The sequence below is a fragment of the Pseudomonas sp. Nvir genome (assembly GCF_963778085.1).
GTDB classification, from domain to species: Bacteria; Pseudomonadota; Gammaproteobacteria; order Pseudomonadales; family Pseudomonadaceae; genus Aquipseudomonas; species Aquipseudomonas juntendi.
This window is the reverse complement of the sequence record NZ_OY970405.1, coordinates 3,559,348-3,575,256: the sequence shown is the minus strand read 5'-3', so window position 1 is coordinate 3,575,256 and position 15,909 is coordinate 3,559,348. Positions and strand designations below refer to the sequence as shown.

12 protein-coding genes are annotated in these 15,909 nt (G+C 65.8%); 7 read left to right on the top strand and 5 right to left on the bottom strand.

The genetic code is table 11. The features are described from left to right. Nucleotides 1–107: 107 nt before the first annotated feature. On the bottom strand, nucleotides 108–878 hold the full coding sequence (locus AACG97_RS17205; protein WP_047149983.1) for an SDR family NAD(P)-dependent oxidoreductase: 771 nt from the start codon (nucleotides 876–878) through the stop codon (nucleotides 108–110). 102 nt (nucleotides 879–980) lie between these two features. Next, entirely contained in the window at nucleotides 981–1,451 is a 471-nt protein-coding gene (locus tag AACG97_RS17200) for a MarR family winged helix-turn-helix transcriptional regulator (protein WP_009685853.1), read from the bottom strand. A gap of 198 nt (nucleotides 1,452–1,649) precedes the next feature. Here AACG97_RS17200 and AACG97_RS17195 point away from each other — a divergent pair, with 198 nt between their 5' ends. From AACG97_RS17195 to AACG97_RS17175, 5 genes are all read left to right on the top strand, one after another. Next, the gene (locus AACG97_RS17195) at nucleotides 1,650–2,480 is read left to right on the top strand and encodes a p-hydroxycinnamoyl CoA hydratase/lyase (RefSeq protein WP_197885144.1); all 831 of its coding nucleotides are present in this window, start codon (nucleotides 1,650–1,652) and stop codon (nucleotides 2,478–2,480) included. Between the two features lie 72 nt (nucleotides 2,481–2,552). After that, complete coding sequence (locus AACG97_RS17190; RefSeq protein ID WP_047149973.1) at nucleotides 2,553–4,001, top strand: aldehyde dehydrogenase; 1,449 nt, start codon at nucleotides 2,553–2,555, stop codon at nucleotides 3,999–4,001. Between the two features lie 74 nt (nucleotides 4,002–4,075). After that, nucleotides 4,076–5,959: a feruloyl-CoA synthase gene (locus tag AACG97_RS17185; protein WP_125854526.1), complete on the top strand. Its 1,884-nt coding sequence runs from the start codon at nucleotides 4,076–4,078 to the stop codon at nucleotides 5,957–5,959. After that, nucleotides 5,956–7,194, top strand: a complete 1,239-nt coding sequence (locus tag AACG97_RS17180) for a thiolase family protein (RefSeq protein WP_115294186.1) — start codon at nucleotides 5,956–5,958, stop codon at nucleotides 7,192–7,194. Before AACG97_RS17185 ends, AACG97_RS17180 begins: the two co-directional genes overlap by 4 nt. A gap of 14 nt (nucleotides 7,195–7,208) precedes the next feature. Then, on the top strand, nucleotides 7,209–8,939 hold the full coding sequence (locus tag AACG97_RS17175) for an acyl-CoA dehydrogenase family protein (RefSeq protein WP_115294187.1): 1,731 nt from the start codon (nucleotides 7,209–7,211) through the stop codon (nucleotides 8,937–8,939). Here the strand turns inward: AACG97_RS17175 and AACG97_RS17170 are convergent. Then, a complete protein-coding gene (locus AACG97_RS17170) occupies nucleotides 8,923–9,945 on the bottom strand; it encodes a formylglycine-generating enzyme family protein (protein ID WP_115294188.1) in 1,023 nt (340 codons plus the stop codon). The two genes, AACG97_RS17175 and AACG97_RS17170, sit on opposite strands and share 17 nt — an antisense overlap. Then, the gene (locus tag AACG97_RS17165; protein WP_197886601.1) at nucleotides 9,942–11,624 is read right to left on the bottom strand and encodes an arylsulfatase; all 1,683 of its coding nucleotides are present in this window, start codon (nucleotides 11,622–11,624) and stop codon (nucleotides 9,942–9,944) included. The genes AACG97_RS17170 and AACG97_RS17165 overlap by 4 nt, the downstream gene beginning before the upstream one ends. Before the next feature lie 249 nt (nucleotides 11,625–11,873). On the opposite strand from AACG97_RS17165, the gene AACG97_RS17160 reads away from it, so the two are divergent. Together AACG97_RS17160 and mhpT are read left to right on the top strand one after the other, a co-directional pair. After that, nucleotides 11,874–13,265, top strand: a complete 1,392-nt coding sequence (locus AACG97_RS17160; RefSeq protein ID WP_115294190.1) for an alginate export family protein — start codon at nucleotides 11,874–11,876, stop codon at nucleotides 13,263–13,265. A 33-nt stretch (nucleotides 13,266–13,298) separates the two neighbouring features. After that, nucleotides 13,299–14,531: a 3-(3-hydroxy-phenyl)propionate transporter MhpT gene (gene mhpT / locus AACG97_RS17155; RefSeq protein ID WP_232555038.1), complete on the top strand. Its 1,233-nt coding sequence runs from the start codon at nucleotides 13,299–13,301 to the stop codon at nucleotides 14,529–14,531. Nucleotides 14,532–14,893: 362 nt separating this feature from the next. Here mhpT and AACG97_RS17150 read toward each other — a convergent pair whose 3' ends face one another. After that, on the bottom strand, nucleotides 14,894–15,871 hold the full coding sequence (locus AACG97_RS17150; protein ID WP_054905655.1) for a D-2-hydroxyacid dehydrogenase family protein: 978 nt from the start codon (nucleotides 15,869–15,871) through the stop codon (nucleotides 14,894–14,896). Nucleotides 15,872–15,909: the final 38 nt, after the last annotated feature.

Below are 15,909 nucleotides of genomic sequence, written 5' to 3'. Positions count from 1 at the left end.
GCGTGGGGGCAAGCCTGCGAGCATGCGGCGGCGCAAGGGCCGGGGTCAAGGCTGTGGCGTGCCTGCAAAGTCATGCCGCGCGGGCCGGGCCTGCGGCGCGAAGCGGCTCACCACGGGATCCGCTGGCCGTCCCACCCCCAGAAGCTGCCACTGTCGGCTGGGCCTGTCCGGCTTACCTGGTCGATCACGCACTGAGCGGCAAACGCCGGCTCGAACAACTTGCCCGGCGGCACATTGCTTTGGAACGGCCGCGACAGCGCGGTATCGGTGGTGCCTGGGTGCAGCGCCAATACCGTAGCCGCCGGGTTCAGGCGTTGCAGCTCGATACTTGCCGTGTGCAACAGCTGGTTCAGCGCCGCCTTGCTCGCGCGGTAGCTGTACCAGCCGCCCAGGCGGTTGTCGCCGATCGAGCCCACCCGCGCCGACAACGCGGCAAAGGTGGCCGGCTGCTGGCGCAGCAGGGGTAGCAGGTGCTTGAGCAGCAGAATAGGGGCGAAGGCATTGGTTACGAAGCTGGCCTGCAACCCGGCCAGGTCCAGCTGGGCCAGGGATTTTTCCGCCTTGGCGCCTTGCTGGTGCAGAATGCCCAGCGTGCTCACCACCAGGTGCAGGTGCTTGCAGCCAGCGCTGACCGTGCAGGCCAGCGCAGCAAGGGCCGCCTCGTCGCGTGCATCGCAATCCACCAGCCTCAGGCGTTGGTCGTGTGCGGCCGTCAGCGCAAGCAATGCGCTGCTACGGCTGGCACTGCGCGATACCGCCCACACCAGGTCGATATCGTCGCGGGCCAGCAAGGCCTGGCACAGTGCCAGGCCGATGCCTTGGCTGGCGCCGCCTATCAGGGCGTTGGCTTGCCCGGTCAATCCAGGGATCAGGTGCAATGGGGCGCCCTCGGCACTGCGGTGTACTCCCAATGAGTACACCGGGTCATTGCAGATCATGCACTACCGGCAGCAGCACCGCGGTAGCGCGGCTCACAGGTTTTACGCCTGGTAGATCTTGGTCAACAAGCGCAGTAATTGCTCGCGCTCCTCGTCATTCAGTGCCGCGGTCGCTTCCCGGTCGCTGTCGCTGGCGATCTGCTTCAACTCCTTGAGCAGTACTTCACCGGCTTTGCTGAGAAAAATCCCGTACGAGCGCTTGTCCGGTTTGCAGCGCACCCGTACGGCCAGGGCGCGTTCTTCCAGCTTGTTCAACAGCGGTACCACCTGGGGTGGCTCGATGGCCAGCGAGCGGGCCAAGTCCGCCTGCATCAGCCCTGGGTTCTGCTCGATCACCGCCAGTGCCGAAAATTGCGCCGGGCGCAGATCATGGGCAGCCAGCCGACCGATAAAGTTCTGAAACAGCTTCAACTGGGCACGGCGAAGGGCATAACCGATCAAGTCTTCAAGCACGACATCCGCCCCGGAAACGGCGGTGGCAGCGGTATCGGTAGTGCGGGCAGACCTTCCCATCGGGTGAATGGCTCCTGGGGCATGGGTAAGAAAGTTACCTAGTTTGCCTGCCTTGGCAGGATCCGGCTAGAGGAGGGCTGGTGAAAAAGAGCGGGGGCTGAGGTGCTGCAAAAGATAATTTTTATAATAGTTAATTGACATAACTAATTTGCTCCCTTAGCTTGAAGGCATCACCCCGAACAACAAGAGTGCAGAACCATGAGCAAATACGCAGGCCGTTGGGCTACCGTGAAAGTCGAGCTGGAGTCGGGCATTGCCTGGGTCACCCTCAATCGGCCAGAAAAACGCAACGCCATGAGCCCCACCCTGAACCGGGAAATGATCGACGTGCTGGAAACCCTGGAGCAGGATGCCGAGGCTGGCGTACTGGTCCTGACCGGTGCCGGGGAGTCGTGGACGGCCGGCATGGACCTCAAGGAGTACTTCCGCGAGGTGGACGCCGGGCCGGAAATCCTTCAGGAAAAAATCCGCCGCGATGCATCGCAGTGGCAGTGGAAGCTGCTGCGCATGTACGCCAAACCGACCATTGCCATGGTCAACGGCTGGTGTTTCGGCGGCGGTTTCAGCCCGCTGGTGGCCTGCGACCTGGCCATCTGTGCCGACCAAGCCACGTTCGGCCTGTCGGAAATCAACTGGGGCATCCCACCCGGCAACCTGGTCAGCAAGGCCATGGCCGACACCGTGGGCCACCGTCAGTCGCTGTACTACATCATGACCGGCAAGACCTTCGGTGGGGCAAAGGCGGCCGAAATGGGCTTGGTGAACGAAAGCGTGCCGTTGGCGCAACTGCGCGAAACCACCCGCGAACTGGCGCTGAACCTGCTGGAGAAAAACCCGGTGGTGCTGCGTGCCGCCAAGAACGGCTTCAAGCGTTGCCGCGAACTGACCTGGGAGCAGAACGAAGACTACCTGTACGCCAAGCTCGACCAGTCCCGCCTGCTGGACACCGAGGGGGGGCGCGAGCAGGGCATGAAGCAGTTCCTCGACGACAAGAGCATCAAGCCAGGCTTGCAGGCTTACAAGCGTTGAATGCCAGCGGGCCGCGCCGCCCCTGGCGGCAGCCCGCGAATAGTGCCCATGAATACAACAAGAGGAATGAGCATGTTGCAGGTGCCTTTGCTGATTGGCGGGCGGTCGTGCCCCGCCAGCGATGGACGAACCTTCGAGCGACGCAACCCGGTCAGTGGTGAAGTGGTATCGCAGGTGGCCGCGGCTTCGCTGGCCGATGCCGATGCTGCCGTGGCAGCCGCCAGCGCGGCGTTCCCGGCGTGGGCAGCACTGGCGCCCAGTGAGCGACGTGGCCGCCTGCTGGCCGGCGCAGACCTGCTGCAGGCGCGCGCCGGCGAGTTCATCGCTGCGGCCGGTGAAACCGGGGCGATGGCCAACTGGTACGGCTTCAATGTGAAGCTGGCGGCCAACATGCTGCGTGAAGCCGCCGCCATGACCACGCAGGTCACCGGCGAGGTGATCCCTTCGGATGTGCCTGGCAGTTTCGCCATGGCCTTGCGCGCACCGTGCGGGGTGGTGCTGGGTATCGCGCCCTGGAATGCCCCGGTCATTCTGGCCACGCGCGCCATCGCCATGCCCCTGGCGTGCGGCAATACCGTGGTGCTGAAGGCGTCGGAGCAGAGCCCGGCCGTGCACCGGTTGATCGGCCAGGTGCTTCAGGATGCGGGGCTGGGCGATGGCGTGGTCAACGTCATCAGCAACGCCCCGGAGGATGCGCCAGCGGTGGTCGAACGCCTGATTGCCAACCCCGCTGTGCGGCGGGTGAATTTTACCGGCTCCACCCAGGTGGGGCGCATCGTCGGCGAGTTGGCCGCACGCCACCTGAAACCGGCCTTGCTGGAGTTGGGCGGCAAGGCGCCGTTGCTGGTGCTGCACGACGCCGACCTGGACGCCGCGGTCGAAGCGGCGGCCTTTGGCGCCTACTTCAACCAGGGCCAGATCTGCATGTCCACCGAGCGCTTGCTGGCCGATAGCCGCATCGCCGATACCTTTGTCGACAAGTTGGCAGTCAAGGTCAGCGGGCTTCGTGCCGGCGACCCCCAGGCCAGCGACTCGGTGCTCGGCTCGCTGGTCAGCAGTGCGGCGGGCGAACGCATCAAGGCGCTGATCGACGATGCCGTGGCCAAGGGCGCTCGCCTGGTCTGCGGCGGCCAGCTGGACGGCAGCATCCTGCAGCCGACCCTGCTCGACCATGTCGACAGCAGCATGCGCCTGTACCGCGAAGAGTCGTTCGGGCCGGTGGCTGTAGTGCTGCGCGCCGAAGGTGACGAGGCCTTGCTGCAACTGGCCAACGATTCGGAGTTTGGCCTGTCGTCAGCCATTTTCAGCCGGGACACCAGCCGGGCGCTGGCCCTGGCCCAGCGCGTGGAATCGGGTATCTGCCACATCAACGGGCCGACCGTGCACGATGAAGCGCAAATGCCCTTCGGCGGGGTGAAGGCCAGCGGCTATGGCAGCTTCGGCAGCCGCACGGCCATCGACCAGTTCACCCAGTTGCGCTGGGTCACCCTGCAACAGGGCCCCCGGCATTACCCCATCTGAGCAACACGCAACGGGCCGCCCCGGGCAATGCCCGGCGGCGGCAGCCTGTACAACAAGAACAAGGAGCAACCTGCGTGAATACCCAACCCCGCCTGCGGTCATGCGACCCTGGCCAACCGCCGCGCTACCGGCAGGTGTCCATTGGGCACCCACAAGTGCAGGTCAGTGAAACCGACGGTGTGCTGCGCATGCTGGCGCTGGAGCCGTTGGCGCCTTTGCCGGCGCGCCTGCTCGACCGCCTGCTGCACTGGGCGCGCGTGCGCCCGCACACCACCTTCATCGCCGCGCGCGAGCCCAGCGGTGGCTGGCGTGAAGTCAGCTATGCGCAGATGCTCGAACAGGTACGTACCATCGCTGCCCACTTGCTGGGGTTCGGCCTTGGCGCCGAACGGCCGCTGGTACTGTTTTCCGGCAATGACATCGAGCACCTGCAGCTTGCCCTGGGGGCCATGTATGCCGGCATTCCTTACTGCCCGGTGTCGCCTGCCTACGCACTGCTGTCGCAGGACTTCGCCAAGCTGCGCCACGTTTGCGAGGTGCTGACCCCTGGCCTGGTGTTCGCCACCGACAGCCAGCCGTTCCAGCGTGCCTTCGATGCCGTGCTGGATGAATCGGTGCCGGTGGTCAGCGTGCAAGGCCAGCCGCCACGCCGCCGCCATTTCAGTTTCGCCAGCCTGCTGCAGCCCTGTGACCTGGCGCCGGCAGACGCTGCGTTCGCCGCCACCGGGCCCGATACCATTGCCAAGTTCCTGTTCACCTCGGGTTCCACCAAGCTGCCCAAGGCGGTGATCACCACCCAGCGCATGCTCTGCGCCAACCAGCAGATGCTGCTGCAGACCTTCCCGGTGTTTGCCGAAGAGCCGCCGGTGCTGGTCGATTGGCTGCCCTGGAACCACACCTTCGGCGGCAGCCACAACCTGGGCATCGTCCTGTACAACGGCGGCAGTTTCTATCTGGACGCCGGCAAGCCGACCCCGCAAGGCTTCGCGGAAACCTTGCGCAACCTGCGCGAGATTTCGCCCACGGCCTATCTCACCGTACCCAGGGGCTGGGAAGAGCTGGCCAAGGCGCTGGAGCAGGACGCCCAGCTGCGCGAGGTGTTCTTCGCCCGCATGAAGCTGTTCTTCTTTGCCGCAGCGGGGCTTTCGCAAAGCGTTTGGGACCGCCTGGACCGTATCGCCGAGCAGCACTGCGGCGAGCGTATCCGCATGATGGCGGGCTTGGGCATGACCGAGGCGGCGCCGTCCTGCACCTTTACCACTGGGCCGCTGTCGATGGCCGGCTACGTCGGCTTGCCGGCACCGGGTTGTGAGGTGAAGCTGGTGCCCCAGGCCGACAAGCTCGAAGCGCGTTTTCGCGGCCCGCATATCATGCCGGGCTACTGGCGCTCGCCGCAGCAAACTGCCGAGGTGTTCGACGAGGAGGGCTTCTACTGCTCGGGCGATGCCCTGAAACTCGCGGATCCGCAACAGCCGGAGCAGGGCCTGATGTTCGACGGCCGCATCGCCGAGGACTTCAAGCTGTCGTCGGGTGTATTTGTCAGTGTCGGGCCACTGCGCAACCGTGCGGTGCTGGAAGGCTCGCCCTATGTGCAGGACGTCGTGGTCGCGGCGCCCGATCGCGAGTGCCTGGGCATGCTGGTGTTCCCGCGGCTACCCGAGTGCCGGCAATTGGCGGGGCTTGGGGCAGAGGCCAGCGACGCCCAGGTCCTGGGCAGCGACGCGGTGCGCCGGTGGTTTGCCAACTGGCTGACGCACCTGAACCGGGACGCCCAAGGCAACGCCAGCCGCATCGAATGGTTGGCCTTGCTTGCAGAGCCACCCTCGATCGACGCGGGCGAAATCACCGACAAGGGCTCGATCAACCAACGTGCGGTGTTGCAGCGGCGCGCTGCCCTGGTCGAGGCGCTGTATCGGCGCGAAGCCCCGGGCCAGTTGCACGCACAGGCGCGGCCATGAGCGGCGGGCTGTGCACCGTGTTCGACGACGTTGCCATCGTCGATATGGTGCGCACCCCTTGGGTTGACCTTGGGGGTGCGCTGGCAACCGTTTCACCCATCGACCTGGCCATCAAGGCCGGGCGGGCGGTGCTGGCGCGTGCCGGTAGCGATCCGCAGGCCGTGGGCAGTGTGCTGGCCGGCAGCATGGCCCAGGCCAGCTTCGATGCCTATTTCCTGCCAAGGCATGTCGGCCTTTACTGTGGCGTGCCGCTGGCAGTGCCGGCCTTGGCGGTACAGCGCATCTGTGGCACGGGGCTCGAGCTGTTGCGCCAGGCTGCCGAGCAACTGCGAAGCGGGGCGCCGCAGGTGTTGTGCGTAGGTGCCGAATCCATGTCACGCAACCCGATCGCGGCCTATGAACACCGGGGCGGCTTCCGCCTGGGGGCGCCGGTCGGGTTCAAGGACTTCCTCTGGGAGGCGTTGTACGACCCGGCGGCCGATGTGGACATGATCGGCACCGCAGACAACCTGGCCCGTGAGCATGGCCTGGCGCGGGAAACCGTGGATGCCTGGGCCTTGCGCAGCCATCAGCGCGCGTTACAGGCCCAGCAGGCCGGTTGGTTCGCTGAGGAAATCGTCAGCATCAGCAGCGAAAGCTTCTTCGCCGACGGCTACCAGCCACGCGGTATCGAACTGCCACGCGGGCTCGCCGAAGTCAGCCGCGACAGCCACCCACGGCCCACCGATGCTGCAGCGCTGGCGCGGCTGCGTACCGTGCACCCTGGTGGGGTACAAACCGCAGGCAACAGTTGCGCGGTGGCCGATGGGGCGGCGGCGGCAGTGGTGGCGCCCTACGCCAGTTGCACGCGACCGCCCCTGGCGAAACTGTTGATGGCCACGGCGGTGGGCGTATCGCCGCACACCATGGGTATCGGGCCGGTGCCGGCCATCGAGCTGCTACTGCGCCACAGCGGCCTGCGCGCAGACCAGATAGACCGCTTCGAAATCAACGAAGCTCAAGCCGCGCAGGTGGTGGCGGTGGCCCAGGCGCTACAGCTCGATGTGGCAAAGCTCAACGTTCACGGCGGCGCCATTGCCCTCGGGCACCCGCTGGCCGCCACCGGGTTGCGGCTGGTGCACACACTGGCCCGGCAACTGCAGCAGGGCCACCTGCGCTATGGGGTGGCTGCTGCGTGCATTGGCGGCGGCCAAGGCATGGCGCTGCTCATCGAAAACCCCCGTTTCACTGCCTGAACAAGAGGTGTTCCATGGCCTGGAAGGCCCCCCTGCTGGACATGCAATTCGTGCTGCAACATTGGCTCCAGGCTGACAAGGCCTGGCAGGCAATGCCGCCTCATGCCGACCTGGACCTGGACCTGGCGTGGCAGGTGCTGGAACAAGCCGCCCGCTTCACTGAGCAGGTGCTGGTGCCGCTGAACGCCACAGGTGATCGCCAGGGTTGCCGTATGGAGGCGGGGCAGGTGCGGACCCCGCACGGTTTCCCGGCGGCCTACCAGGCTTATGTCGAGGCAGGATGGCCGGCATTGGCCTGTACCCCGCAGTTCGGCGGCCAAGGTTTGCCGCTGGTGCTCGACGCTGCGCTGCAGGAAATGCTCTTCGCCAGCAACCATGCCTGGGCCATGTACACCGGTATCGCCCATGGCGCGTACCAATGCCTGCAGGCGCATGCCAGCGAACAACTGCAGGCACGCTACCTGCCCGGTATCGTCAGTGGCGAGATCCTGCCCACCATGTGCCTGACCGAGCCCCAGGCCGGCAGCGACCTGGGCCTGTTGCGCTGCCGCGCCGAGCCGTTGGGCGACGGCCGTTATGCCATCACGGGCAACAAGCTGTTCATCTCCGGCGGCGACCACGACCTGACCCGCCAGATCGTGCACCTGGTGCTGGCGCGGCTGCCGGGCGCGCCGGCCGGCAGCCGCGGTCTGTCGCTGCTGCTGGTCCCCAAATGGCTGGAAGACGGTCAGCGTAATGCGGTGCAGTGCGAAGGCCTGGAGCACAAGCTGGGTATCCGCGGGAGCGCCACCTGTGCATTGCGCTTCGAGGCGGCCAGTGGCTGGTTGGTGGGGCAGGCGCACGGCGGCCTGGCGGCGATGTTCGTGATGATGAATTCGGCCCGGCTGCACGTTGGCTTGCAAGGGCTGGCGCACGCCGAAGCCGCCTGGCAATGTGCCCGGGAATACGCCATGGCGCGTAGGCAGATGAATGCGCCCGGGCAGCCCAAGGGCCAAGCCGACCCCATTCACTTGCACCCCGCCATGCGCCGGGTGCTGCTTGAGCTGCGGGTGCGCAGCGAAGGTATGCGCGCACTGGGCTACTGGGCGGCGCACTGGCTGGATGTGGCCGCAGCAGCCACTGACCCCGGGCAACGGGCCAAGGCGTCGACGCTGGCGGCGCTGCTGACACCGGTCATCAAGGCTGCCTTCACCGAGCAAGGTTTCACCCTGGCCAGCAAGGCCCTGCAGGTGTTCGGCGGTTATGGCTACACCTGCGAGTTCAGTATCGAGCAAACGCTGCGCGACAGCCGCATCGCCATGATCTACGAAGGCACCAACGAGGTGCAGGCCAACGACCTGCTGCTGCGCAAGGTGCTGGGTGACGGCGGGGCGGGCATGGCACTGCTGCTGGGCGAACTGCGTAAAGAAGCCGGCACCGGCATGGCGGCTGCGGTTCTGCAGAAGGTATGTGCGGTGCTGCAAGGGCTACTTGCCGAGGTCATGGCCAAGGCGGCCGCTGACCCCGAGTACCCGTACCGCGCGGCCGGCGACTTCCTGCAACTGTGTGCCACGGCGTTGCAGGCGTTTGCCTGGGCGCGCACCGAGCGTTGCCTGCAGGCCCTGCCGGTGGGCGCGCCACTGCGCCTGCAAAAGCAGGAAAGCATCGGCTTTTTCTGCAACTACCTGATGCTCGATTTCGACCGCCAGGTAGCGGCCGTGGCGGCGGCCGCTGCCCCGTTGCCCAGCATTACCGCACCGTTCTGAAACCCACGTGTGAAGTGGCCATGAACACCGGCTGGGGTTGCCGCGCCGAAGGCCGGTAGCGCAGGCAGCGGTCTGCCGAACACAGGTGCGAACCGCCCTTGATCACTGCCACTTTCACGCCGGGGTCGGCGGGGTCGTGGCTGTCGTCCAGGCTTGGCCCGGGCGGGTCCAGGCCAGCGTCGCGCTGCGGCGCATGGCCAGGGCGGTAACCCGTGCGGGTCAACTCCCAGACATTGCCCCCGGCATCGAACAGGCCAAAGCCGTTGGCCGGGAAACAGCCCACCGGCGAAGTGCCGGTGAAACCGTCGGTGGCGGCGTTGTGGTACGGGAATTGGCCCTGCCAGGTATTGGCCATGGCTTTGCCCTTGGGCAGTTCGGTCATGCCCCAACTGAAGTCGGCATCCTGCAGGCCGCCGCGCATTGCATATTCCAGCTGCGCCTCGCTGGGCAGCCTGCGCCCGGCCCAGCGCGCATAGGCCTGTGCATCCTCCAGTGCCACTTGCACCACCGGGTGGTTATCCAGCCCTTGCAAGTCGCTGCCCGGGCCTTGCGGGTGGCGCCAGCTGGCTCCGGGCACGAACTGCCAACCCGGGCGCAGCACATCCGGCCCTTGCTTGAACACCATTGCCCCCGGCACGCGCAGGTGCTGGGGCAGGCTGGGGTCGTCGGCCTTGTCGATCCCCCGCTCGGCATGGGTGAGGTAGCCGGTCGCCGCGACAAAGCGCGCGAACTGGGCATTGGTGACCGGGTGTACATCGATCCAGAACGCCGACACTTGCGCCAGGTGGGCGGGGCCCTCCTCGTCGTAGTAGCGGTCCGAGCCGAAACTGAACTTGCCGCCGGGCAGCTGCACCATGCCGTCCCGCCAGGGACCTTCACGGGGGGTGGGTACACCGCCATAGCCATCACACAGCAGCGCCGGGGCCGCCGCTTGCGGCCAGGCGCTGTAGCCAATGGCGAGCAAACCGGCGGCGAGCAGTGCGCAGCCGGCTGCACGCCCGATCATTGCTTGCTGGCCACCGCCGGGCTCGCCACTCTGGCAGGGCTGGCGGGGCGGCCTTCGGCATCGATCACGATATTGCTGCGCTGGGCGTAGGCCTTCCAGTCGCGCAGCATCTGTGCCACTTGCTCGGGGTGCGCAGCGGCGATGTCGTGGTGCTCATTTGGGTCTTTGCGCAGGTCGTACAGGTGCCACGCCGGTTTGCCGTCGGTGGCATCCCACAGCAGCTTCATCGGGCCCTTGCGCAGCGAAGCACTGCCGTTGATTTCCCAGCCCAGGGCTTCGTCACCGGCATGGATGAGCGTGTCGTCGCCTTGCAGGTAGTCCAGTGCCGAACTGCCCTGCGGCGGCACGATATCGCGGTCGCGGTACTTGATGCCGGGCATCGGCGCACCGGCCAGTTGCAACAGGGTGGGCATGATGTCGCGCACGCTGGCCAGCGCTTCGCTGCGCCCCGCTTTGATCGTGGCCGGGTAGTAGACAAAGGCCGGCACGCGGATGCCGCCCTGGTAGGTGGTCATCTTGTAGCGGCGGCTGGGCAAGGCGCTGACCTGGGCCCAGGCCGAGCCGATCATCAGGAACGAGTCGCGTCGGCCGTAGTTGTCCAGGCGGTTGTCGAAGTGCTGGCTGATCCACGTCGGGTCCACCCGTGAAGCGTTCTCCGGGCCATTGTCGGACATGAACAGGATCAGCGTATTTTCCAGTTCGCCCCGCTGCCTCAGGTGCGCTACCAACCTGCCCACCTCGGCATCCAGGGCGCTGACCATGGCGGCGTAGACCTCCATGGTGCGCGCCGATTGGCGTTGCTGCTCGGCGCTGAGCGATGCCCAGCTCGGCACCCCTTCCAGTTGTGCGTCCAGCGGGAAGTCGGCCGGTACCAGGCCGGCCTTGCGCTGGCGCTCCAGGCGCTGTTTGGCGATGGCCTCGTAGCCCTGGTCATAGCGGCCGCGGTATTGCGTCAGGTACTGGTCCGGTGCCTGCAGCGGCCAATGCGGCGCGGTATAGGCGGCGAAGGCGAAGAACGGTTTGTTGCCAGGGTTGGGCTGGTCAATCGCGTCAATGAGGCGGTCGGTGAACCAGGTGCTGGAGTAGAAGTCGGTGGGCAGCGCGATGGGTTCACCGTTGTGCAGGAAGGTTGCGCTGTAGTTCGGCTGCAAATCCATGTTGGCTTGCTTGAAGTGCGCGGCGCCGCCTTCTAGCAGCACGTAGGCCTGGTCGAACCCGCGGTTCTGCGGCTGTTGCGCAGGTTGCATGCCCAAATGCCATTTGCCGGAAATGAAGGTCCGGTAGCCGGCATCGTGCAGCAGCTCGGCGAGGGTGGCGACATTGCCTGCCAGCACACCCTCGTAGCCGGGGCGCACTTCAGTGCCAGGCGGCAGGCGCTTGCGTGCCTCGGCCATCATGCCCAACCCGGCCAGGTGTGGGTCGTTGCCGGACATCAGCATCGCCCGGGTCGGGGAGCAACTGGGCGCGGCATGAAAGTCCAGCATCAGGCGGCCGTCGGCCAGCAGGCTGTTCAGGTTGGGGGTCTGAATTTCGCTGCCCAGTGCTGACAGGTCAGAGAACCCGAGGTCGTCAGCCACGATGAGCAGAATGTTTGGTTGTTTAACGATAGGGGCGGCCATGGCTTGGCTGATGCCGAGCATCACCAGGCCGAGCGCAGCAAGGGATTTTAGGCAGTTCATTGGGGTGCTCTTGTTGTTTTGGTAGGTAAAGGGCGGTGCTTACCCGCAGGTTAGACGCCACGCAGCGTCGATATTAGCGGCCGGGGCCGGGTTTGCGCAGGCGGTTGGCGCATAAGCGTTCGATCAGCGAACGCTTATGCGCGCAGGCACCTTGTCGGGGCCATTTAACCATTGACGGCAATATGGTTAACAAAAATAATAGTTAACAGAGTTATCCAAATTTATAAAAACAAGTAAAGGAAACTTCTGATGACCAAGCCGTTGAACCGGGCATGGGTGCCCGTTGTGCTGCTTTCGCTATGCCAGTACACGTATGCTGCGAACCCGCTGGAAGAGAGCCGGCCAGGCCGGCCCGGCGCGCCGCGCTGGGTCGAGGACTACCGCTTCCTCGATGACCCCGCCAAGGCCAGCGACCCGTTCGATGGGCTGCGCTACCACCGGTTGTCCGAGTCCGCCTGGCTGCAGCTCGGCGCGGAGGCCCGCTACCGTGCCGATGCATTGGACCAACCCTTCTTCGGTTTGCGGGGCCTGAAAGACGACTCCTACCTGCTGCAACGCTTGCAGGCGCATGCGGACCTGCACCTGTTCGATGACAGGCTGCGCACGTTCTTGCAGGTGGAAAACACCCGCGCCTTCGGCAAGGACCTGTATTCGCCCAACGACGAAGGCCGCAACGAAATCCGTCAGGCGTTCATCGACTTCAATCATGACTTTGCCGCAGGCCGGTACACCACCCGCGTCGGTCGTCAGGAAATGGCCTACGGCGATCAGGTCTTCGTCACCTACCGAGACGCGCCGAACCTGCGCCTGAGCTTCGATGGCGTGCGCGCCAGCCTCAACCTCAAGAGCGGCCACAAGCTCGATGCCTTCGCCGTCAGGCCACTGAAAACCGGTGAGGACAGCTGGGATGACGGCAGCAACAACGCGGTGAAGTTCTATGGGCTCTACGGCACGTTGCCGCTGACCCCCAGCTGGAACATGGACCTGTTCGGCTTTGGTCTGCAGACCGACGCGCGCAGCCTGGCTGGCGAGGTCGGCGACGAGCAGCGCTACACCTTCGGCACTCGCCTGTTCGGCCGCTATCAAGCGCTTGACTGGAGCTGGAACCTGGCTGGCCAGCGGGGCCACCTGGGCGGCGCATCGATCCGCGCCTGGGCGCTGTCGAGTGACAGTGGCTATACCTTCGCCCACCCCTGGCAACCGCGCCTGGGGCTGCGCGTCGATGCTGCCAGCGGCGATGGCGAGCCTGGCGATGGCAAGGTCGGTACCTTCGACCCGCTGTTCCCGCGCAACGGCGTGTATGGCGAAGCCAGCCTGACCACCTTGAGCAACTTGATCGTGGTCGGGCCCACGTTCGGTTTTTCGCCGTCGCGCACGGTGCGTTTCGAGCCGGCCGTGCTGGCGGTGTGGAAGCAACGCGAAGAGGACGGGGTGTACATGCCGGGCATGAGCATGCTGGCCAACACCCGAGGAACCGGGCGCCATGTCGGCACCATCTACCGGGCCAACGCCCGTTGGTTGGCCACACCCAATCTCACGCTGGACCTGGACCTCAAGTACTACGACGTTGGCGCTGGCATCAAGGAGGCGGGCGGCGAAGATTCTTCGATCGTTTCCTTGCGTGCCACATTCAGGCTTTGACTTCACGACCCATAACAACAACAGGGGCCACACATGAGTCATTCATCCAAAGCTGCAAGCAAGCCGGTGCTCACCATCGGCCTGTGTTTTTTGGTGGCGTTGCTTGAGGGCCTGGACCTTCAGGCCACCGGCGTCGCCGCACCGCACATGGCCAAGGAATTCGCGCTGACCTCGGCGATGCTCGGCTGGGTATTCAGCGCCGGGTTGCTCGGGCTGTTGCCGGGCGCGTTCATTGGCGGCTGGCTGGCCGACAGGCTGGGCCGAAAAGCGGTGTTGATCGTCGCGGTATTGCTGTTCGGTGGGTTTTCGCTTGGCACTGCGCATGCCGACAGCTACAGCACGCTGTTGATCGCACGGCTGGTGACAGGGTTGGGGCTTGGTGCAGCGCTGCCCATCCTGATCGCCCTGGCCAGCGAGGCGGCGCCGGAGCACCTGCGCAGTACGGCGGTGAGTGTGACCTACTGCGGCGTGCCGCTGGGTGGGGCGATCGCTTCGGTGATCGGCATGGCCGGGTTGGGTGAAGACTGGCGAGTGGTGTTCTACGTGGGCGGTATTGCGCCGATCATCATTGCCCTGGTGCTGATGCTGTGGCTGAAAGAGTCCCAGGCGTTTCGCGCCCGGCCTGCTGCCAGCGCGGGTGATGCGGGGTTGCTGACCCAGCTGTTCGGGCCGGGGCAGGTCAGCCGCACGCTGCTGCTCTGGCTGGCGTGCTTCTTCACCCTGACTGTGCTGTACATGCTCCTGAACTGGTTGCCGTCGTTGTTGATGGGCCAGGGTTACAGCCGGCCGCAGGCGGGTGCGGTGCAGATCCTGTTCAACCTTGGCGGCGCAGCAGGCTCGTTCCTGACCGGGCGCATGATGGACCGCGGGCATGCCGGGCGTGCGGTGTTCATCGCCTACGCCGGGATGCTGGCCTCACTGGCTGGGCTGGGGCTGTCGAGCAGTTTTGCGCTGATGCTGGTGGCGGGCTTTACCGCCGGTTATTGCGCCATTGGTGGGCAACTGGTGCTGTATGCCTTGGCACCCACGCTGTACCCCACCCACGTGCGCGCCACAGGCGTTGGTGCGTCTGTGGCCGTGGGCCGGCTGGGCTCGATGGCCGGGCCATTGGCTGCCGGGCAAATCCTGGCGGCGGGGGCGGGGGTAGGGGGCTTGCTGCTGGCGGCCTCACCCGGCCTGGTGGTGGCCGCGTTGGCAGCGCGCGCGTTGCTGGGGCAGCGTAAACGCGCAGTTCTGCCTGCTGCGGCGCAGAACGCCGCGCCGTAGGCCTGCCTGTAGTGCAGGGGCCGCTTTGCGGCCCATCGCAGGCAAGCCACACACAGGGGGCGCATCAGGGCTGATAGGTGTTTGTCACAAGATATGCAGCGCCTGTGAGATCGAGCGCCGCCCGCGCGGCGCATCGCGAGCTGCGCTCGCTCCTACGTTTGTTTCGGGCCAATTATTCCTGTGGGATTTGCGCGCGAACGCCTTGGTGCATGCCTCAATATCGCGCCGTACAAACAAGGCGGCCGCGCGCGCCTATCACAGGCGTTACTGGCCCGAAACAAACGTAGGAGCGAGCGCAGCTCGCGATGCGCCGCGCGGGCGGCGCTCGATCTCACAGGCGCTGCATATCTGCTGGCAAACACTCAGTTCCCTGCCGCCAGCACCTGCGGGTTGGCCACGTTCTGCGGTGCCCCCCCGAAAAACGCCAGCACATTGTCAAAGGCATCACCGAAATACAGCTCGTAGCCGGTCTTTTCCACATACCCCAGGTGGGGCGTGGCAAGCACGCGCGGGTGGCGCAGCAGGGGGTGGCCGGGGTCGAGCACCGGCTCCTGCTCGTACACATCCACCGCCGCGTAACCTGGCCGGCCTGTATCCAGTGCTTGCAGCAACGCCCCTGGCGCAATCAGTTCCGCGCGGCTCACGTTCACCAGCAGGGCGTCCTCCTTCATGCGTGTCAGGTCGTCCAACGTCACCCGGTGCCGGGTTTGCTCGGACAGGCGCAGGTTCAGGCTGACAACATCCGCTTCGGCAAAAAACGCCTCGCGTGACGCCGCGGCCCGGTGGCCATCCGCCGCGGCGGCGGCCCGGCTGCTGTCGCTGCCCCACACCAGCACCGGCATGTCGAACGCCTGCGCATAGCGGGCCAGGCGTTGGCCGATCTTGCCGTAGCCCCAGATACCCAGCACCTGGCCAGCCAGTGCCTGCCCCAGGTTGACTTGCCAGTGGCCTTGGCGGAAGGCATCGATGGCCGGCACCAGTTGGCGGCGGGCATTGAGTATCAGCGCCCAGGCCAGCTCCGCTGGGGCGACTGGCGAGCCCCGGCCCTCGGTCACCACGATGCCACGGGCGGTACAGGCGGCCAGGTCGAGGTGGCTGGAGACCTTGCCGGTCTGGCTGATCAGCTTGAGGCTTGGCAGGCGATCGAGCAGGGCTGCGTCGATGCGGGTGCGTTCGCGGGTCAGTACCAGCGCGTCAGCGTCGGCAAAGCGTGCCGCCAATTGCTCGAGCGTCGCTGGCTGGGGGGCATGCAGTACGTGGACATCGTGCCCGTGCAGGCGACTGAAGCAGTCGAGGGTACGGATCACGTCCTGATAGTCGTCGGGGATGACAATGCGCATGGTGGTCGAGCCCTGGCAGTACTATGGGGGACCCACGA

Excerpts from the sequence above, each read along its gene's own strand:
- AACG97_RS17165 (WP_197886601.1), bottom strand. The coding sequence starts at position 11,624 with ATGAACTGCCTAAAATCCCTTGCTGCGCTCGGCCTGGTGATGCTCGGC.
- AACG97_RS17175 (WP_115294187.1), top strand. The coding sequence starts at position 7,209 with ATGGCCTGGAAGGCCCCCCTGCTGGACATGCAATTCGTGCTGCAACAT.
- AACG97_RS17170 (WP_115294188.1), bottom strand. The coding sequence starts at position 9,945 with ATGATCGGGCGTGCAGCCGGCTGCGCACTGCTCGCCGCCGGTTTGCTC.
- AACG97_RS17195 (WP_197885144.1), top strand. The coding sequence starts at position 1,650 with ATGAGCAAATACGCAGGCCGTTGGGCTACCGTGAAAGTCGAGCTGGAG.
- AACG97_RS17180 (WP_115294186.1), top strand. The coding sequence starts at position 5,956 with ATGAGCGGCGGGCTGTGCACCGTGTTCGACGACGTTGCCATCGTCGAT.
- AACG97_RS17160 (WP_115294190.1), top strand. The coding sequence starts at position 11,874 with ATGACCAAGCCGTTGAACCGGGCATGGGTGCCCGTTGTGCTGCTTTCG.
- AACG97_RS17200 (WP_009685853.1), bottom strand. The coding sequence starts at position 1,451 with ATGGGAAGGTCTGCCCGCACTACCGATACCGCTGCCACCGCCGTTTCC.
- AACG97_RS17150 (WP_054905655.1), bottom strand. The coding sequence starts at position 15,871 with ATGCGCATTGTCATCCCCGACGACTATCAGGACGTGATCCGTACCCTC.
- mhpT (WP_232555038.1), top strand. The coding sequence starts at position 13,299 with ATGAGTCATTCATCCAAAGCTGCAAGCAAGCCGGTGCTCACCATCGGC.
- AACG97_RS17190 (WP_047149973.1), top strand. The coding sequence starts at position 2,553 with ATGTTGCAGGTGCCTTTGCTGATTGGCGGGCGGTCGTGCCCCGCCAGC.